The organism is Streptomyces sp. NPDC014864 (genome assembly GCF_043081525.1).
Lineage (GTDB): Bacteria > Actinomycetota > Actinomycetes > Streptomycetales > Streptomycetaceae > Streptomyces.
In genome coordinates, this window is record NZ_JBIBWT010000007.1 from 304,750 (window position 1) to 322,355 (window position 17,606).

The 17,606-nt window shown below is 74.0% G+C and carries 15 protein-coding genes and 2 pseudogenes; 13 read left to right on the plus strand and 4 right to left on the minus strand.

Translation table 11 applies throughout. The annotated features are described in order from the left end of the window. The 10 genes from bioD to mug all read left to right on the plus strand — a co-directional run bounded on the left by bioD (position 1) and on the right by mug (position 12,157). Positions 1 to 729, plus strand: coding sequence for a dethiobiotin synthase (gene bioD, locus ACF1A5_RS15700; RefSeq protein ID WP_392193397.1), 729 nt, complete (start codon positions 1 to 3; stop codon positions 727 to 729). A gap of 516 nt (positions 730 to 1,245) precedes the next feature. After that, positions 1,246 to 1,947 (plus strand): class I SAM-dependent methyltransferase, encoded by a 702-nt coding sequence (locus ACF1A5_RS15705; protein ID WP_392193398.1) that lies wholly within the window; start codon positions 1,246 to 1,248, stop codon positions 1,945 to 1,947. A 216-nt stretch (positions 1,948 to 2,163) separates the two neighbouring features. Next, positions 2,164 to 3,015, plus strand: a complete 852-nt coding sequence (locus tag ACF1A5_RS15710; RefSeq protein WP_392193399.1) for an ABC transporter ATP-binding protein — start codon at positions 2,164 to 2,166, stop codon at positions 3,013 to 3,015. Positions 3,016 to 3,018: 3 nt separating this feature from the next. After that, the gene (locus ACF1A5_RS15715; protein ID WP_392193400.1) at positions 3,019 to 5,586 is read left to right on the plus strand and encodes an ABC transporter permease; all 2,568 of its coding nucleotides are present in this window, start codon (positions 3,019 to 3,021) and stop codon (positions 5,584 to 5,586) included. Between the two features lie 46 nt (positions 5,587 to 5,632). After that, entirely contained in the window at positions 5,633 to 6,520 is an 888-nt protein-coding gene (locus tag ACF1A5_RS15720; protein ID WP_392193401.1) for an LLM class F420-dependent oxidoreductase, read from the plus strand. A 161-nt stretch (positions 6,521 to 6,681) separates the two neighbouring features. Beyond that, a complete protein-coding gene (locus ACF1A5_RS15725; RefSeq protein WP_392193402.1) occupies positions 6,682 to 8,076 on the plus strand; it encodes a hemolysin family protein in 1,395 nt (464 codons plus the stop codon). Next, a complete protein-coding gene (locus ACF1A5_RS15730; RefSeq protein WP_392193403.1) occupies positions 8,073 to 9,086 on the plus strand; it encodes a hemolysin family protein in 1,014 nt (337 codons plus the stop codon). Before ACF1A5_RS15725 ends, ACF1A5_RS15730 begins: the two co-directional genes overlap by 4 nt. Positions 9,087 to 9,277: 191 nt before the next feature. After that, positions 9,278 to 10,060 (plus strand): SGNH/GDSL hydrolase family protein, encoded by a 783-nt coding sequence (locus tag ACF1A5_RS15735; RefSeq protein WP_392193404.1) that lies wholly within the window; start codon positions 9,278 to 9,280, stop codon positions 10,058 to 10,060. Positions 10,061 to 10,172: 112 nt separating this feature from the next. Beyond that, positions 10,173 to 11,615 (plus strand): adenylosuccinate lyase, encoded by a 1,443-nt coding sequence (gene purB / locus ACF1A5_RS15740; protein WP_392193405.1) that lies wholly within the window; start codon positions 10,173 to 10,175, stop codon positions 11,613 to 11,615. Next, positions 11,612 to 12,157, plus strand: coding sequence for a G/U mismatch-specific DNA glycosylase (gene mug / locus ACF1A5_RS15745; RefSeq protein WP_392193492.1), 546 nt, complete (start codon positions 11,612 to 11,614; stop codon positions 12,155 to 12,157). Before purB ends, mug begins: the two co-directional genes overlap by 4 nt. 124 nt (positions 12,158 to 12,281) lie before the next feature. Here the strand turns inward: mug and ACF1A5_RS15750 are convergent, their stop codons facing one another. The 3 genes and pseudogenes from ACF1A5_RS15750 to ACF1A5_RS15760 form a co-directional block, all read right to left on the minus strand. Next, positions 12,282 to 12,725: a hypothetical protein gene (locus ACF1A5_RS15750; protein ID WP_392193406.1), complete on the minus strand. Its 444-nt coding sequence runs from the start codon at positions 12,723 to 12,725 to the stop codon at positions 12,282 to 12,284. Positions 12,726 to 12,814: 89 nt separating this feature from the next. Next, positions 12,815 to 13,226: pseudogene (locus ACF1A5_RS15755) on the minus strand (hypothetical protein). Further along, the gene (locus ACF1A5_RS15760; RefSeq protein WP_392193407.1) at positions 13,208 to 13,333 is read right to left on the minus strand and encodes a hypothetical protein; all 126 of its coding nucleotides are present in this window, start codon (positions 13,331 to 13,333) and stop codon (positions 13,208 to 13,210) included. The pseudogene ACF1A5_RS15755 and the gene ACF1A5_RS15760 overlap by 19 nt, the downstream one beginning before the upstream one ends. A gap of 177 nt (positions 13,334 to 13,510) precedes the next feature. Between ACF1A5_RS15760 and ACF1A5_RS15765 the strand changes: the two are divergent. Together ACF1A5_RS15765 and ACF1A5_RS15770 are read left to right on the plus strand one after the other, a co-directional pair. Then, positions 13,511 to 13,909, plus strand: a pseudogene (locus ACF1A5_RS15765) (DNA-binding response regulator); the annotation flags it as partial. Positions 13,910 to 14,092: 183 nt separating this feature from the next. Further along, positions 14,093 to 15,250, plus strand: coding sequence for an ROK family transcriptional regulator (locus ACF1A5_RS15770; RefSeq protein ID WP_392193493.1), 1,158 nt, complete (start codon positions 14,093 to 14,095; stop codon positions 15,248 to 15,250). Between the two features lie 365 nt (positions 15,251 to 15,615). Here the strand turns inward: ACF1A5_RS15770 and ACF1A5_RS15775 are convergent, their stop codons facing one another. Continuing rightward, positions 15,616 to 16,377 (minus strand): GntR family transcriptional regulator, encoded by a 762-nt coding sequence (locus ACF1A5_RS15775; protein ID WP_392193408.1) that lies wholly within the window; start codon positions 16,375 to 16,377, stop codon positions 15,616 to 15,618. A gap of 281 nt (positions 16,378 to 16,658) precedes the next feature. On the opposite strand from ACF1A5_RS15775, the gene ACF1A5_RS15780 reads away from it, so the two are divergent. Beyond that, positions 16,659 to 17,489 (plus strand): alpha/beta fold hydrolase, encoded by an 831-nt coding sequence (locus ACF1A5_RS15780; RefSeq protein ID WP_392193409.1) that lies wholly within the window; start codon positions 16,659 to 16,661, stop codon positions 17,487 to 17,489. Positions 17,490 to 17,606: the final 117 nt, after the last annotated feature.

Genomic DNA, 17,606 nt, shown 5'->3' on the forward strand with positions numbered 1-17,606 from the left:
ATGCCGATACTGGTGATCACGGGCACGGGCACGGAGGTCGGCAAGACGGTCACGACGGCCGCCGTGGCCGCCGCCGCGGTCGCGGCGGGCCGGTCGGTGGCCGTGCTCAAGGCCGCCCAGACGGGCGTGAGGCCGGACGAGCGCGGCGACGCCGACGAGGTGGCGCGGCTGGCGGGGCGAGTGACGGCCCGCGAACTCGCCCGTTACCCGGAGCCGTTGGCGCCCGCGACGGCCGCGCGGCGGTCCGGGCGGACGCCGGTCCGTCCGCAGGAGGTGGCCGAGACCGCCGCCAAGCTGGCCACCGAGCACGACCTGGTGCTGGTCGAGGGCGCGGGCGGACTGCTCGTACGGTTCGACGCGGCGGGCGGCACGCTCGCGGACGCGGCCCGGCTGCTGCGGGCGCCGGTCCTCGTCGTCGCGTCGGCCGGGCTGGGCACGCTGAACACGACGGAGCTGACGGCGCGTGAACTGCGGACCCGGGAACTGGACCTGCTCGGCGTCGTGATCGGCAGCTGGCCCGACGAACCCGATCTCGCCTCGCGCTGCAACCTCGCCGACCTGCCCCACGTGGCCGGGGCGCCCCTGCTCGGCGCGCTGCCCGCGGGCGCCGGCGCCCTGGCCCCCGACGCCTTCCGGGCGGCGGCCCCGAACTGGCTGGCGCCCCGTCTCAACGGCCGCTGGGAGGCGGAGTCCTTCACGACCCGGGAGGCACCGGCGCCGTTGACGTAGCGGGACTCTGGCCTCGGGGGCGCCTGTACAGCCGGGCCGCTCGTCCCGGAGACGCCGGCACACCAGGCGAGAGGCGCGCGCCGTCGGCGTCGCCGGGCTCCTGTCCTCGACGACGCCGGTACAGCCGGGCATTCGCCTGTGGGGCGCCAGTACAGGGGCGTTCCCCCCAGGGCGAACCGGAAGCGTTCCCCCGAGGGACACCGGTACGGCCGGGCGTTCGCCCCGGAGACGCCGGTGCAGCCGGGGGTCGGCTCGATGACGAGCCGACCGCCGTTCGCCCGAGGGACGCCGGTGCGGCGGGGCGTCCTTCCCAGGGGCGCCTGTACAGCCGGGTGTTCGCGTCGGAGACGTTGGTCCGTGCGGTCCGGCGGGACCGCGGGGCCGGGGGACCTCGCGTTGCCGGACTCCCGCGCCCTGCGGGCCCGCCGGTCGTTGCGGGCCGTCGGTGCGGACGGGCGTGTGGCGCGGCCCTGCGGGGGAGAATCTCCGTAGCCCCGTCCTGTCCGGGAGGTCGCCATGCGGCTGCGGTCCACCGGTTCCGGCAAGCCGGCCCGGGACCCCGTCCACCATCCGCTGTTCGCCCGCTACTACGCCCGCGTCAGCGTGGCCGCCGAGACCCGGCTGGGCATGGCCGGGGTGCGCGAGAGGCTGCTCGCCGGGCTGACCGGGCGCGTCATCGAGATCGGCGCGGGCAACGGCCTGAACTTCGCGCACTATCCGGGCACGGTCTCGGAGGTCGTCGCGATCGAACCTGAACGTCTGCTGCGGCAGCGTGCCGCGGAGGCCGCGCTGCGCGCCGACGTCCCGGTCGACGTGGTGCCCGGCGCCGCGGAGGCCCTGCCGGTGAAGAGCGAGGCCTTCGACGCGGTGGTGCTCGCGCTGGTGCTGTGCAGTGTGCGCGACGTGCCGCGCGCCCTCGCCGAGGCGCGGCGGGTGCTGCGGCCGGGCGGCGAGGTGCGGTTCTTCGAGCACGGCAGGGGCGGCGGCCGGGTCATGAGGTTCACCCAGCGGGCGCTGGACCGCACCCTGTGGCCACCGCTGAGCGGTGGCTGCCATCTGGGCCGCGACCCGGTCGCCGCCCTGCGCGACGCCGGGTTCCGGCTCGGCCCCTACCGCCGAGTGCTGATGCCGGAGAGGGGTCCGGCGCTGCCCACCTCGTACTGCGTGCTGGGCACCGCCTGGCCTCCCGAAACCGGCACACCCACCGCCCGGTCCTGACCACAGGCCTCGTCATCCCCGTACGCCCCGGCACGGACGGCGTCGCAATCCCCCGTCCCATTCGGCACGGACGGCGTCGTGCCCCGGTACCGCTCGCGCGCCGGCGCGCCGCTCCGGGCCGGGAACCCGACCGTCTCGGCTCAACGGGGGATACCGGACGGGGGATACCGGCTGTGGACCCGGTCACACTACGCTCGGCCGGGGACAAAGCAGTACATGAGCCAGAACGTGCAGGGTCGCAGGATCACCGAGGAGGCCGCCGTGCCCACACCCGCTGCGCCGGACGGGGCGCCGGCCGACCGGATCGCGGCCCGCGCCCGAGGTCTGACCAAGGCGTACGGCTCGGGCGAGACCACCGTGCTCGCGCTGGACTCCGTGGACGTGGACATCGCGCGCGGGAGGTTCACCGCGGTCATGGGGCCGTCCGGCTCCGGGAAGTCCACCCTGATGCACTGCCTGGCCGGGCTGGACACCGTGTCGGCGGGGCAGGTGTGGCTCGGCGGCACCGAGATCACCGGGCTGAAGGACCGGGAGCTGACCCGGCTGCGGCGGGACCGGATCGGGTTCATGTTCCAGTCGTTCAACCTCATCCCCACGCTGGACGCCCTGGAGAACATCACCCTGCCGATGGACATCGCGGGCAAGCGGCCCGATCCGAAGTGGCTGGACCAGGTCATCGACACGCTGGGCCTGCGGGACCGGCTCGGGCACCGGCCCGCCCAGCTCTCCGGCGGACAGCAGCAGCGCGTCGCCTGCGCGCGGGCGCTCGCCTCGCGCCCCGAGCTGATCTTCGCGGACGAGCCCACCGGAAACCTCGACTCGCGGGCCGGTCTGGAGGTGCTCGGCTTCCTGCGCGAGGCCGTCGACCAACTCGGCCAGACGGTCGTCATGGTGACCCACGACCCGGGTGCCGCCGCCCACTCCGACCTGGTGCTCTTCCTCGCCGACGGGCGGATCGTGGACGAGATGGAGCATCCGACGGCGGAGGCGGTGCTGGAGCGGATGAAGCGGTTCGACGTGATCCGGGGCCGGTTCGACGGGGACGCCGCCGTCCCCGAGGAGGCCTGACCCGTGCTCAAGGCGACGCTCCGCAGCTTCCTGGCCCACAAGGGGCGGCTGCTGCTCTCGGCCCTGGCCGTGATCCTGTCCGTGGCGTTCGTCGCGGGCAGCCTGATCTTCTCCGACACGGTCGCCCGCACCTTCGACCGCCTCTTCGCCTCGACCTCCGCCGATGTGACGGTGGAGCCGAAGCGGGACCTGAGGTCGTCCGTGCCGACCGGCGCGGTGCAGACCGTGCCCGCCGCGCTCGCCGAGCGGCTGGCGAAGGTCGACGGGGTCGCGGCGACCCATGTGGACGCGGCGATCCAGAACGTGGTGGTGATCAACAGCAGGAACGAGCCGGTCGGGCCGACCACGGGTGCCCCGACCATCGCCTCGAACTGGGAGCCCACCCGGCGCAGCCCGGTCCGGCTGACCTCGGGTCACGCCCCGCGGGGCGGCGGTGAGGCCCTCCTGGACGCCGACACGGCCCGGCACCGGAGTGTGCGGGTCGGGGACGTGCTGACGGTGCAGGCGCCGCCGGGCACGTTCCGGGTGCGGGTGGTCGGCATCGCCACCTTCACCACCACCAACCCGGGCGCCGCCCGGCTCTTCCTCGACACGCCGACCGCGCAGACCCGGCTGCTCGGCTCCCCGGACCGGGCCACGAGCATCTCGGTCGACGCGGCGAAGGGGGTCACCGACACCGAGCTCAAGAGCCGCCTCGCCGCGGCGGTCGGCAGCGGGACCTACGACCTGCGGACGGCCGCCGAGCACGCCAAGTCGGCCGCCGCCGACCTCGGCGGGTTCCTCAAGGTCATCAAGTACGTCATGCTCGGCTTCGCCGGGATCGCGGTGCTCGTCGGCATCTTCCTGATCGTCAACACCTTCTCGATGCTCATCGCCCAGCGCACGCGCGAGCTGGGTCTGCTGCGCGCCCTGGGGGCCGACCGGCGCCAGGTGCGCCGGTCGGTGCTGACCGAGGCGGTGCTGCTCGGCCTGGTCGGCTCGACGCTGGGCCTCGCGTCCGGTATCGGGCTGGCGGCCGGTCTGATCAGGCTCATGGGCGCCTTCGGCATGAACCTGAAGACCACCGAGATGGTCATCGGGTGGACCACTCCCCTCGCCGCGTACGTCGTCGGCGTCGGCGTCACCTTCGTGGCGGCCTATCTCCCGGCCCGGCGCGCCGCGGCCGTCTCCCCCATGGCCGCCCTGGCGGAAGCCGAGGTCGCCGGTGCGGGGCGCCCGTTGCGGGTGCGGGCGGTGGTCGGCTCGGTCCTCGGGGCGGCCGGCGCGGCCTCGCTGGCGGGCTGCGCCCTCGCCGGCCGGACCGCGACCGCCGCCTCCCTGCTGGGGCTCGGGGTCGTCCTCACTCTCGTCGCGACGGTGATCGCCGGGCCGCTCCTGGTCCGTCCGCTGATCCGGGTGCTGGGCGGGGCGTTCCCCGCGCTGTTCGGCTCGATCGGCCGGATGAGCCAGCGCAACGCCCTGCGCAATCCGCGCCGTACGGGTGCCACCGCGGCCGCCCTGATGGTCGGCCTGGCCCTGGTCGGCGGGATGTCGGTGGCCAGCGCCTCGATGAACCGGTCCTTCGACCACCAGATCGACAAGACGCTCGGTGCCGACTTCGTGGTGCAGAACCGCAACTTCCTGCCGTTCTCGCGGGAGGTCACGGACCGGGTGCGCGGCACGCGGGGCGCCGGCACGGTCGTACGGCAGAGGTTCGCGGCGGTGGCGGTGCGACTGCCGGACGGCAGGCGGGTGGAGACGACCGCGTCCGGGTACGACCCGCAGCTGGACGCCGTCGCCCACCTCACGTACGCGGCCGGTGACACGGCCGCCGCGCTGGCCGGCGGGCATGTCGCCATGGACTCCGGTTTCGCGCGCAAGCACCGGGTGCGGCTGGGCAGCGTGCTGCCCTTCGAGTTCCAGGGCGGGCGCCGCACGCGTCTGACCGTGAGCGCGCTGACCGACCAGGACAACGCCGAGGGGTTCGGGGTGCAGGGCGGGGTGTACTTCGGCCTGGACACGGTGGAGAGGTTCGTGCCCGGCACACCGGACGCGGCCCTGTACGTGAACGCGGCCCCCGGCACGGGCGCCGGTGAGCTGCGCTCCCGGCTGGAGAAGACCCTCGCCGCGTATCCGCAGGTGCAGGTCCGCGACCAGGCCGACTACAAGAAGCTGGTGCACGACCAGATCGCGGTGCTGCTCTACCTCGTCTACGCGCTGCTGGGGCTCGCGATCGTGATCGCGGTGCTGGGCGTGGTGAACACCCTCGCCCTGTCGGTGGTGGAGCGGACCCGGGAGATCGGGCTGCTGCGCGCCATCGGGCTCGCCCGCCGGCAGCTGCGCCGGATGATCCGGCTGGAGTCGGTGGTGATCGCCGTGTTCGGCGCGGTGCTCGGGCTGGGGCTCGGCCTGGTCTGGGGGCTGTGCGTCCAGCAGGTGCTGGCGCTGCAGGGCATGAAGGCGCTGGCGATCCCGTGGGGCACGATCGTGGCGGTGGTGATCGGCTCGGCGGTCGTCGGGGTGGTGGCGGCCCTGCTGCCCGCGTTGCGTGCGTCGCGCATGAACGTGCTGGCGGCCATCGCGCACGAGTGATGGAATCGCGGCGGAAGCCGAAATCGCCTGTCACCGGGGGAAGTTCATGCCGCGTCCGTTCCGTTTCGGGGTCAATCTGCTGGAGCCCGCGCCCGGCCGCGAGTGGCGGGCCAAGTGCCGCCGGGCGGAGGAGCTCGGCTACGACGTGATCCTGGTCCCCGACCACCTCGGGATGCCGGCGCCCTTCCCGGCGCTGGTGGCCGCCGCCGAGGCGACCGAGCGGCCGCGGCTGGGCACGTTCGTGCTCAACGCCGGCTTCTGGAATCCGGCGCTGCTGGCCCGCGAGGTCGCGACGACCGACGCGCTGACGGGCGGCCGCCTCGAACTGGGCCTGGGCACCGGATACGTACGGGCGGAGCACGAGAGCGCCGGGCTGCCCTGGGGCTCCCCGCGCGAACGTGTCGACCACCTGCGGCACACGGTCCAGGAGCTGAACCGGCTGCTCGGCTCCGCGGAGCACCGGCCGCGGCCGGTCCAGAGGCCCGGGGTTCCGCTGCTGATCGGCGCCAACGGGGACCGGATGCTGCGCCTGACCGCCGAGCACGCCGACATCGCGGCGTTCACGGGCGCGCGGGCGGTGCCGGGCAGCGCCTCCGGGCAGCTCGACCCGATCACCGCGGACGAGCTCGACGAGCGTGTGGCGCGCTACCGGGAGTTCGCGGCCGGCCGCGAGGAGCCGGCGGAGCTCAACCTTCTCGTCCAGCAGGTCGTCGTCACCGACGACCCCGAGGCCGCGGTCCGCCCGCTCCTCGAACGGCTCCCGCACCTGACCGCGGATCAGGTGCTGGCCCTGCCCATCGTCCTGATCGGCCCCCTGGAGGAGATCACCGGGCGGCTGCGGGCGCATCGCGAGCGGTTCGGCTTCTCGTACCTGACGGTCCTGGAGCCGTCCATGGAGGCCTTCGCGCCGGTGCTCCGGGCGCTGCGGGACTGAACCGGACCGAGGCCGGACACTTCTTTGCCCATCCTTTACCCTTGGAGGATCACTCGGTTCTCCATGAAAGGTTGTGAGCGTCCGCCGATGGGCGAGCCTCCCGGTGCGCGACCCCGCGCGCTTCCGACTGCCCTGTCCGACCATGGGACAGGGGTGACCCGATGACCGAAGTGCTCCTGCTGTTCGTGGCGATCCTGCTGTCGCTGGCCTGCGGCGCCTTCGTCGCGGCCGAGTTCTCGCTCACGACCGTCGATCGCGGCGCCCTGGAGCGAGCGGCCGAGCGAGGCGAGCGCGGTGCCGCGGGCGCCCTCAAGGCGGCACGGAATCTGACGTTCCAGCTCTCCGGCGCCCAGCTCGGCATCACCGTCACCAACCTGGTGGTCGGCATGCTCGCCGAGCCGTCGATCGCCACGCTGATCGCGGGCCCGCTGGAGTCGCTCGGCATGTCCGGCTCCGCGGCGACCTCGGTGGCGCTGGTGCTGGGCACTGCCCTGTCCACGGTGTTCCTGATGGTCGTCGGCGAGCTGGTGCCCAAGAACTGGGCGATCTCCTCGCCGCTGTCGGTGGCCAAGCGGGTGGGCAATGCGCAGCGCTGGTTCAGCGCCGCCTTCCGTCCCTTCATCGCCCATCTCAACAACACGGCGAACCGGGTGGTGCGCCGTCTCGGCGTGGAGCCCGCAGAGGAGCTGGCCTCCGCGCGCGGCCCCCAGGAGCTGGCCGCGCTCGCCCGGCACTCCGCCCGGCTCGGCGCGCTGGAGGCGGACACCGCCGAGCTGTTCGTCCGCACGCTCAACCTCGCCGACCTGACCGCGGAGAACGTGATGACACCGCGCGTGCAGGTGGTCGCCCTGGACGCGCAGGCCACCTGCGAGGACGTGGCGAACGCGACCCGGGCGACCGGGCTCTCCCGCTTCCCCGTCTACCAGGGAAGCCTGGACTCGGTGGTCGGCGTCGCGCATATCAAGGACTGCCTGACGGTGCCCGCGGAGCGGCGCAGGCTCATGCCCGTCTCGGAGATCATGCGCGAGCCCCTGCTGGTCCCCGAGTCGCTGACCGTCGACCGGCTGCTGGACCGTCTCTCGGGCAAGCGCACGATGGCGGTCGTCATCGACGAGTACGGTGGCACGGCGGGCGTCGTGACGCTGGAGGACATCGTCGAGGAGGTCGTCGGCGAGGTGCGGGACGAGCACGACCCGCACGAGACACCCGACCTCGCCCCGGCCGGGGCCGACGAGGAGGGCCGCGCCCTGTACTCGGCGGACGGCTCCGCGCGCGTCGACCAGCTCGCACGCGTCGGCCTGCGGGTGCCGGAGGGCCCGTACGAGACCCTCGCCGGCCTCGTCGCCACCGAGCTGGGCCGGATACCGCGGACCGGGGACACCCTGGAGGTCGCCGGGTGGCGGCTGGACGTGGTGGACGCGACCGGGCACCGCGCCGCGCGCGTCCTGCTGCACGCACCGCTCGACGACGCACCGCACGAGCACCGGGACGGCCACCGGGAGCGGCACGAGGCGAAGCACGAGGCGAAGCACGAGGCGAAGGGGGACGGCCGGTGACCGCCGTGCAGATCCTGATCGGTCTGGCGACCCTGGTCGTCAACGCCTTCTTCGTGGGCGCCGAGTTCGCGCTGATCTCGGTGCGCCGCAGCCAGGTCGAGGCGTACGCCGAGGAGGGCGACCGGCGCGCGAGGAGCGTGCTGTGGGGGCTGGAGCACGTGTCCGCGCTGCTGGCCGCCGCACAGCTCGGCATCACACTGTGCACGCTGGTCCTCGGTGTGGTCGCCGAGCCCGCCATCGCGCATCTGCTGGAGCCGGTGTTCCACACGCTGGGCGTGCCGTCGGGCGCGGGCCACGCGGTGTCCTTCGTGATCGCGCTGACGCTGGCGACCTATCTGCACATGCTGCTGGGCGAGATGGTGCCGAAGAACATCGCGCTCGCCGAGCCGGTGCGCAGCGCGCTGCTGCTCGGCCCGCCGCTGGTGGCGCTGTCCCGGGCCCTGCGCCCGGTGATCTTCACGGTGAACGCCTTCGCGAACGGCCTGCTCAAGCTGTTGCGGGTGGAGACGAAGGACGAGGTCTCGGCGACGTTCACGGACACGGAGCTGGCCCAGATCGTCCGGGACGCCAGTGAGGCGGGGCTCATCGACGACCGGGCGCAGGAGCGGCTGCACGACGCGCTGGAACTGGGCAGGCGGCCCGTGCGCGACGTGGTGGTCCCGCTGGAGCGCGTCGTCTCCGCCCGCGTGGGCGTGACGCCGGAGCAGCTGGAGCGGCTGTCGGCCGAATCCGGCTTCTCCCGGTTCCCTGTGGTGGACGAGGACAACCGCATCGTGGGCTATCTGCACGTCAAGGACGCCCTGGACGCCTCCCCGCGCGACGAGGCGTTCCGGTTGCAGGACATGCGGCCCATCGCCCGGGTCCGGGAGAGCACACCGCTCGACGACGTGCTCACGGCCATGCGCGGCAGCCGTACGCACCTGGCGGCCGTGCTCGGGTCCGACGGGCGGCTGGCCGGTCTGGTGACCATGGAGGACGTGCTGAGGGAGCTCTTCGGCCAGCAGGTGTGAGCGAGGCCCGGCCGGCGGCGAAATCCGGTCGGCGGGGTGGGCGAGGCCCGGCCTGCGGAGGAGAAGGCCCGGCCGGCGGGTGGGGTGGGGCCCGGCCCGCGGGGGTGGGCGAGGCTTTCCACGCGGGGTCGGCGGAGGCGGACCGACCGCTTGGTATGGACGGTCCCGCGCGGGATACCATCGCTCACGCCATGCAGACGAATCCCACGTACACCAGCCTGGTCGCGGTCGGCGACTCCTTCACCGAGGGCATGTCGGACCTGCTCCCCGACGGTTCCTACCGAGGCTGGGCGGACCTCCTCGCCACCCGGATGGCGGCCCGCACCCCCGGGTTCCGTTACGCCAACCTCGCCGTGCGGGGCAAGCTCATCCAGCAGATCGTCGACGAGCAGGTCGGCGTCGCGGCGGCCATGCGCGCGGACGTGGTGACCCTGGTGGGCGGGCTGAACGACACCCTGCGCCCCAAGTGCGACATGGGCCGGGTCCGGGATCTGCTCACGGAGGCCGTGGAGCGGCTGGCGCCGTCCTGCGAGCGGCTCGTGCTGATGCGCAGCCCCGGCCGCCAGGGCCCGGTCCTGGAGCGCTTCCGGCCGCGTATGGAGGAGCTGTTCGCCTGCGTCGACGAGCTGGCCCAGCGGCACGGCGCGGTGGTGGTCGACCTGTACGGGGCGCCCTCGCTGGCCGATCCGCGCCTGTGGCACGTGGACCGGCTGCACCTCACCGCCGAGGGGCACCGCCGGGTCGCCGAGGCGGTGTGGCAGGCGCTCGGGTACTCCGCCGAGGACCCCGAGTGGCACACCCCCATGCCGCCGACCGCGCCCCTGCACTGGGTCGCCCGCCGGACGGCGGACGTCCGCTTCGCCCGGGAGCACCTGCTGCCGTGGATAGGCCGGCGGCTGACCGGCCGCTCCTCCGGCGACGGCCGCCCGGCGAAGCGCCCCGAGCTGCTGCCGTACGAGGACCGGGTCCTCTAGCCAGGACGGACACGGGAGCGGGCCGGCCCGCACGCCCCCGCGCTCTCTCGTAGCTTCCGACGAATACCCCCGTGGCGCTGGCCTGCACGAATCGCCAGTAGAATCCGTCCACGTGACTTCTGCGCCCGCCAAGCCCCGCATCCCGAACGTCCTCGCCGGACGCTACGCCTCCGCCGAGCTCGCCACGCTCTGGTCCCCCGAGCAGAAGGTGAGGCTGGAGCGGCAGCTCTGGCTCGCCGTGCTGCGGGCCCAGAAGGACCTGGGCATCGAGGTGCCCGACGCGGCGCTCGCCGACTACGAGCGCGTCCTCGACCAGGTCGACCTCGCCTCCATCGCCGAGCGCGAGAAGGTGACGCGGCACGACGTGAAGGCGCGGATCGAGGAGTTCAACGACCTCGCCGGGCACGAGCACGTGCACAAGGGCATGACCTCCCGCGACCTGACGGAGAACGTCGAGCAGTTGCAGATCCGGCTCTCCCTGGAGCTGATGCGCGACCGCACGGTGGCCGTCCTCGCCCGCCTGGCCAAGGCGGCCGCCGAGTACGGCGAGCTGGTCATGGCCGGCCGCTCGCACAACGTGGCCGCCCAGGCCACCACCCTCGGCAAGCGCTTCGCGACCGCCGCCGACGAGCTGCTCGTCGCGTACGGAAGGGTGGAGGAGCTCCTGGCCCGCTACCCGCTGCGCGGCATCAAGGGCCCGGTGGGCACGGCTCAGGACATGCTGGACCTGCTCGGCGGCGACGCCGCGAAGCTGGCGGAACTGGAAGGGCGGATCGCCGGGCACCTCGGTTTCTCGCAGGCCTTCACGTCGGTCGGCCAGGTCTACCCGCGCTCCCTGGACTACGAGGTCGTCACGACGCTGGTGCAGCTGGCGGCCGCCCCCTCGTCGCTGGCCAAGACGATCCGGCTGATGGCCGGGCACGAGCTGGTCACCGAGGGCTTCAAGCCGGGCCAGGTGGGCTCCTCGGCGATGCCGCACAAGATGAACACCCGCTCCTGCGAGCGTGTCAACGGTCTCATGGTGATCCTGCGCGGCTACGCGTCCATGACGGGCGAGCTGGCCGGCGACCAGTGGAACGAGGGCGACGTGTCCTGCTCGGTGGTGCGCCGCGTCGCGCTGCCGGACGCGTTCTTCGCGCTGGACGGTCTGCTGGAGACCTTCCTGACGGTGCTCGACGAGTTCGGTGCCTTCCCCGCGGTGATCGCCCGCGAGCTGGACCGGTACCTGCCGTTCCTGGCCACCACCAAGGTGCTGATGGGCGCGGTGCGCGCGGGTGTCGGCCGCGAGGTCGCCCACGAGGCGATCAAGGAGAACGCGGTGGCCACGGCGCTGGCCATGCGCGAGCAGGGCGCCGAGCGCAACGACCTGCTGGACAAGCTCGCCGCCGACGGCCGCCTCCCGCTGGACCACGAGCAGCTGCGGGCGCTGATGGCGGACAAGCTCTCCTTCACCGGAGCGGCGGCCGACCAGGTCGGCACGGTCGTCGGGCGGGTCGAGGCGATCGTGAAGCGGCACCCGGAGGCGGCCGGATACACCCCGGGAGCGATCCTCTGACGCGCTTCACCCGGACCGAGCTGGAGGCCGCCCGCGACCGCCTCGTGCCCGACGTGGTCGCGGCCGGCCTCCGGGTGCTCTTCTGCGGCATCAACCCCGGCCTGATGACGGCGGCGACGGGCCACCACTTCGCCCGCCCCGGCAACCGCTTCTGGCCGGTGCTGCACCTGTCCGGCTTCACGCCGAGGCTCCTGGCACCGGCGGAGCAGCGGGAGTTGCTGTCGTACGGGCTCGGCATCACGAACGTGGTGGAACGGGCCACGGCGCGGGCCGACGAGCTGACCGCCGAGGAGTACCGCGAGGGCGGGCGGCTGCTGGAGGTGAAGGTCGCGCGGCTGCGGCCTGGGTGGCTGGCGGTGGTGGGGGTGACGGCGTACCGGGCGGCCTTCGGCGACCGCACGGCCCAAGTGGGGCCGCAGGCGCGGACGATCGGCGGCACGCGCGTATGGGTGCTGCCCAATCCGAGCGGGCTGAACGCGCACTGGACGGCGGAGACGATGGCGCACGAGTTCGCCCGGCTAAGGGCGGCGGCGGAGGCGTAACCGGCCGGGACGCGGACGGCAGGGGGCGGGGCCGGTCTGAGCGGATCCGGTGGAACGCGTCCGGTCAGGGCGGGTCCGCCCAGGGCGAGTCCGGTCAGGACGCGTCCAGTCGAGGCGGGTCCGGTCAGGGCGGGTCCGTGTCGGTGACGGCGACGAGCAGGTGCACCTCGTCCGCGTCGTCCAGATCGGCGACACCGAGGGCGACCCACCGGTCGCGCCGCCGCGGAGGCCATACGTACACGTCCCGCACCACATGGCTGAGCAGGGCCCACGGCTCGGGTATCTCCTCGCCGCGCGCGATGCGCACGCCGAGCGTCACCAGCCCCAGGTGCTCGGCCTGCCCCAGCCGGCCGTTCAGCCGGTCCGCGACGAGCTCCATCCACGCACGGAAGTCGTCCGCCACCGCCTCCCGCTCCGCGCCGTCGCCCGCCCGCAGCCCGTGACTCGCCGCCAGCTCCGCCGTGAGGTAGCCGGGTCCGGCCGAGCCTCGGCCCGTGCTGCCGCGCTGCTCGGGGAAGTCCCGGCCGCACAGCAGATCGATCGTGACGAGGCACTGCTCGATGTCCATGCGTTCCAGTAAACCGGCCGGCACTGACAACTGGCGGTGCGTCAGTCGGCCGGACATCGGTCGGCGGGACATCGGCGGGCGGGACCGTGTCAGGCGTTCCGGCGCCGCAGACTCCACGCCCCCGCCAGCAGCGCGGCCGCCGTCCACAGCGCGGTCACCGCGAGCCCGGCCCACGGCCCCAGGTCCCCGTCCCAGCGGTGCGCCGTCGCCTTGGCCGCGACCACCGCTGCCGTCGCGGCACCGCCGCCAACGACACCCGCAGCGCACCGTCGTGGAACTCGGCCGAACGGCCGTCGTGCCGACGGCGATCGCCGCGACCTGCCCGAAGGGCACGCCGAAGAAGGCCGGGTACAACCGGTCGGTGTCGGTCCCTCCGGGGTCGAGGGCGCCGAGCGCCGTGAACGCGGTGGTGAGAAGAAGGACCCCGCACAGGGCTCCCAGCAGCGACCGCAGGGTACGGATCTTGATCCATTCGGAGTGGATCACGGGCGTGCGCGACATGGCCAGGCCTCCTCGGCCCCCAGCAACGAGCGGATCCAGGTGAGGTGGTCGACGGCTCTGCGGGCGCCGTAGTCCTTGGGGAGCTCGTGGACGTCGATGCTTGTCATGGCAACAGCGTGGCGGAGCGGCCGGGTTGGGCTCCTCCCCCCTGCGGTGGGTACCTTCTCCCCCGCCGGGGGAGGTCCGGCGTCCGCGGCCGCTGGCACGGTGCCCGCATGGTCCGCATCCTGCGCCCGCTGCCGCGGGGCACGACGTACACGCGCCTGCTGCGTCTGTGGGTGCCCATGCTGATCGTCAGTGTGTGGCTGTTCATCGACATATCGACTCCTTGGGTGCCGGCGCTGTACGAGACCCTGCGCGCGGGTGCCGACGGCTTCCTGCTGAAACGGGCCCGGCCCGCGGAGATCGTGCACGCGGTGCGCCTGGTCGCCGAGGGCGAGTCCCTGTTGTTCCCCGCCCCGGTGCGGCAACTCGCCGCCCGCTACGGCGACGGAGAGGGAAACCGGGCGGCCCGCGCGGCGCTGGGGCGGGCCCGGCTGACGGACCGCGAGGCCCAGGTGCTGCGCCTGATGGCCGGGGGGTTGTCCAACGCCGAGATCGCCGGCCGGCTCGTCGTCGGCACGGAGACGGTGAAGTCGCATGTGAGCGCCGTCCTGGCCAGCTTCGGGGCACGTGACCGCACGCAGGCGGTATCACGGCGTACGAGTCGGGGTTCGTGGCGCCGGGCTGAGCGTCGCATGCCGCTGCGCACGCGGGACGATCGGCGGCCGGGGCGCCGCCCGCTCGCGCGGCGGCCCGGCTCTCGCTGCCCCGGCCGGTGCCGAGTACGATCCGGCCAACACGCGCACGAGCTGGGAGGACGGACGGTGGGGCGGCTGACCGGCGGGGATCCCTCGCTGCTGCGAAGGATCAACTCCGCGGTGGTGCTGCACGCGCTGCGGGCCACGGACTGCGCGACGCTCACCGAGATCACCCGCGTGACCGGACTGTCCCGGCCGACCGTCGAAGGCGTCGTCGAGGATCTCATCGCGGCCGGGCTCGTCGTCGAGAAGGCCGCCGAGGAGGGCGCCGCCCGGCGCCAGGGCCGGCCCGCCCGGCGGTTCCGGTTCCGCGCCGAGGCCGGGCATCTGCTCGGTCTCGAGATCGGCCCGCACCGGGTGGCCGCGCTGCTGGCCGACCTGGACGGCCGCGTCATCGGCGCCCAGGCCAAGGACGTCGACGAGACCGCCGGCGCGGACGAGCGCCTGGAGCGGCTGCGCGGCGCGGTCGCCGAACTGCTGCGCCGGGGCGGGGTGGCACGCGGGTCGCTGCGGGCAGTGGGGGTCGCCACGCCGGGGATCGTGGAGGCGGACGGCACCGTACGGCTGGGGACGGCGCTGCCCGGGTGGACGGGCCTGCGCCTGGGCGAGCGGCTGCGCCGCTCCTTCAAGTGCCCGGTCCTCGTCGAGAACGACGCCAACGCCGCCGCGGTCGCCGAGCACTGGAAGGGCGCCGCCACCGAGTCGGACGACGTGGTCTTCGTCCTGGCCGGACTCAGCCCCGGAGCCGGTTCGCTGATCGGCGGGCGGCTGCACCGCGGATACGGCGGTGCGGCCGGCGAGATCGGCGCGCTGCATCTGCTGGGCAGGGAGGCGACGCCCGAGACGCTGCTGTCGACCACGGACCAGCCGCTGCACCCGCTGGACGAGCAGGCGGTGGCCGAGGTGTTCGCGCTGGCCCGCGAGGGCGACCAGCGGGCCTGCGCGGCGGTGGACCGGTTCATCCGGCGCCTGGTCCACGACGTGGCGGCACTCGTGCTGGCCCTGGATCCGGAGCTGGTCGTCATCGGAGGCTGGGCCGCCGGTCTGGACGGCGTACTGGAACCGCTGCGGCGCGAACTGGCCCGCTACTGCCTGCGCCCGCCGCGGGTGACGCTCTCGCTGCTCGGCGAGGCGGCCGTCGCGACGGGCGCGCTGCGGCTGGCCCTCGACCACGTCGAGGAGCAGCTGTTCGCGGTGGAGGGCACGGTCACCGCCCGCCGCTGAGCCACGGGCGAAGTCGGGGCCGGCGTCAGCGGGCGGGAGGCCGGTACGTCAGGCGGCGGTGCGCCTTGGTGCTGGGACGTCCGGCGCCCGGACCACCCGGGCCCCAGAACGTACGGCGGCCCAGCACACGCGGGCCCCAGGGCGTAAGGCGCCGGGCAGCACACCCGGACCCCAGGACTTACGGCGGCCCGGCACACCCGGACCCCAGAACGTCCAGCACCTCGGCACACCCGGACCCCAGAACGTACGGCGCCCCGGCACACCCGGACCCCAGAACGTCCAGCACCCCGGCACACCCAGGGGCGCCCAGGACGCGGGGCGTCTGCACCGGGGCCCGGGTCGCCGGCCGGCGCTGCGGCCGGGGCCTAGGACGCCCGGCGCTCCGGGCCGTCGTGGATCTCCACGCCGCCCGAGTCGCCGAAGGTGAGGCGGCAGGTGTCGGCGCGGTAGGTGGCGACCGAGAGCGCGGCGGTGCGGCCCTCGGCGAAGAACCGCGTCGTGACGACGAGGACGGGCGCGCCGGGCAGCCGGTCGAGTTCCCTGGCGTCGTCCGCGCGGGCCGAGCCCAGTTCGACCGCGCGGGCCTGCCCCTCCAGCTCCAGGCGCTGGAGCTCGCGCAGCACGGCACGCGCGCGTGCGGGCCCCTCGGGCGCGTCGATCGCGGTGAGGTCAGCCACCGACGACGCCGGGATGTACAGCAGTTCCGCCGCCACCGGCTGTCCGTGGCTCACACGGGACCGGCGCAGCGTGTGGACGGCCTCCTCTCGGCCGGTCTCCAGGGCGGCGGCGACGGCCGCGGGCGGGACCTCCCGCGCGCAGTCCACGGCCTGCCAGGCGTCATTGGCCGCCCCCGGCCAGGTGTGCTGCTCGGTGCCGACTGCGACGCCGACGCGGGGCGGGGCCACGGTCGTGCCGACGCCGCGGCGGCGCTGGAGCCGGCCCTCCAGCTCCAGCTGCTCCAGGGCCTGGCGGAGCGTGGCGCGGGCGACGCCGAAACGGGCCGCGAGCTCCCGCTCGTTGGGCAGGATCTCGCCGACCGAGAACTCCGAGTCCAGTGCCTCACTGAGCACGGTCTTGAGATGCCAGTACTTAGGCTCCGGCACCGTCTCCAACTGCGTGGTCCCCACCCTGTCCTCCGCAATCGCCCTGGTACGGCGGCGTTTTAGCGCCCTTGTTTATTAAAGGTTGTTGTACTTGTCTGCGACCATAGGGCGGCCCCCACCCTTGGTCAAGACCAATCCTCGTCCCCCCGCGGGCGGCGCGGACGCGGTGCCGCCGAGCGTTCACGAGGCGTTCGCGCAGGCCATGTTCATGACATGACGGCGAGACTCGGGTCTACCCGTCGGTAGTAATTGCTGACAAGCTGTCTACGAGGCGTTGGCCGGCGATCCCCCGACGAGGAGCATCCATGTCCGCAACCGTGTCCTTCGACGTCCCCACCGAGCACGGCCCGCGGACCGTGACCCTCTCCTACGCGCGCGTGGGCAGCGGTGCGCCGCTGCTCCTGCTGCACGGCATCGGCCACCACCGGCAGGCCTGGGATCCGGTCGTCCACCTGCTCGCCGCCGAGCGGGACGTGATCTCCGTGGACCTGCCCGGCTTCGGCGCCTCCCCCGCGCTGCCCGGCGGACTGCGGCACGACCTGCCGACGATGAACGCCGCGCTCGGTGCCCTGTGCGAGACGCTGGAGATCGAGCGGCCCCATGTGGCGGGCAACTCCCTGGGCGGCCTGCTGGCGCTGGAACTGGGCCGGGAGAAGCTCGTACGGTCCGTCACGGCCCTGTCCCCGGCCGGGTTCTGGACGCAGGCCGAGCGGCGCTACGCCTTCGGCGTGCTGCTCGGCATGCGGCAGATCGCGCGCCGCATGCCGCTGCCGCTGGTGGAGCGGCTCGCGCGCACGGCGGCCGGCCGTACGGCCCTGACGAGCACCATCTACGCCCGGCCCGCCCGGCGCTCACCCGAGGCCGTGGTCGCCGAGACACTCGCGCTGGCGGGAGCGACCGGCTTCGAGGACACGCTGCGGGCCGGCGTCACCGTCCAGTTCACCGACGACGTCGTCGGCGTCCCCGTCACCATCGCCTGGGGCACCAAGGACCGACTGCTGGTGCGGCGGCAGGGGGTGCGGGCCAAGCAGATCATCCCCCGCGCGCGGCTGGTGCGGCTGCCCGGCTGCGGGCACGTCCCGATGAACGACGACCCCGCCCTGGTCGCACGGGTGATCCTCGACGGCAGTCGCTGACCGCCGCACGGCCCGCGCGGGCGCGCCGGACCCCAGGGCGACTCCGGGTGGGCCCCGTGTCCGCGACGGCGCGCCAGTTCCCCTGCTCGCGCGGGCGGTTGTTCACCCGTGGTTTCC